The 1,295-nt window shown below is 50.0% G+C and carries 1 rRNA gene; it reads right to left on the bottom strand.

The features are described from left to right. Window positions 1–1,233 (bottom strand): 23S ribosomal RNA (locus WMO29_RS16665); the annotation flags it as partial. Window positions 1,234–1,295: the final 62 nt, after the last annotated feature.

Below are 1,295 nucleotides of genomic sequence, written 5' to 3'. Positions count from 1 at the left end.
TTAAAAATGCTCCTCTACCAATGTACTAGGTACATTCCTGAGCTTCGGTGTCGTGTTTTAGCCCCGGACATTTTCGGCGCAGGACCTCTCGACCAGTGAGCTATTACGCACTCTTTTAATGTATGGCTGCTTCTAAGCCAACATCCTGGTTGTCTTTGAAATCCCACATCCTTTTCCACTTAACACGCACTTTGGGACCTTAGCTGCAGGTCTGGGCTCTTTCCCTTTTGACTACCCAACTTATCTCGTGTAGTCTGACTCCCGATGAGCATCTATATGGCATTCGGAGTTTGATATTCTTCGGTAAGCTTTGACGCCCCCTAGGAAATTCAGTGCTCTACCTCCATTAGACTCCATCGAGGCTAGCCCTAAAGCTATTTCGAGGAGAACCAGCTATCTCCGGGTTCGATTGGAATTTCTCCCCTACCCACACCTCATCGCCACCCTTTTCAACGGATGTGCGTTCGGACCTCCATTGCCTTTTACGGCAACTTCATCCTGGACATGGGTAGATCACCCGGTTTCGGGTCTGCCTGAACTGACTTTACGCCCTATTAAGACTTGGTTTCCCTTCGGCTCCACACCTTAAGTGCTTAACCTCGCCAGTCCCGGCAACTCGCCGGACCGTTCTACAAAAAGTACGCGGTTCCGCATATAAAGCGGTTCCACAGCTTGTAAACACAGGGTTTCAGGTTCTCTTTCACTCCCCTCCCGGGGTCCTTTTCACCTTTCCTTCACAGTACTATGCGCTATCGGTCACTAAGGAGTATTTAGGCTTACGGGGTGGTCCCCGCTTGTTCCCACAAGGTTCCACGTGTCTCGTGGTACTCTGGATACCGCCATGTCTGCTTTCCTTTCATGTACGGGGCTTTCACCCTCTCTGGCTGGCTTTCCCAAAACCATTCTACTAGAATTACAGAATCAATTATGCGGTCCGAACCCCGGAGTGCACGCACTCCGGTTTGGCCTCTTTCCATTTCGCTCGCCGCTACTTTGGAAATCGAGTTTTCTTTCTTTTCCTCGCCCTACTTAGATGTTTCAGTTCAGGCGGTTCCCCTCCATACGTTATGAATTGGCGTATGGATGACTGAGGTCTTCTCAGCCGGGTTTCCCCATTCAGATATCTCCGGATCAATGGATATTTGCTCCTCCCCGAAGCTTTTCGCAGCTTATCACGTCTTTCATCGGCTCTTAGTGCCAAGGCATCCACCCTGCGCTCTTTCACGCTTGACCATTCTGACTGCCGGTGAGCAATCAGCTCATACATAGCGTTGTATGAGGGTCATAGGTTTGTT

Source organism: Laedolimicola intestinihominis (assembly GCF_040096155.1).
Classification (GTDB): Bacteria; Bacillota; Clostridia; order Lachnospirales; family Lachnospiraceae; genus Laedolimicola; species Laedolimicola intestinihominis.
This window is presented reverse-complemented; position numbering and strand designations above follow the sequence as displayed.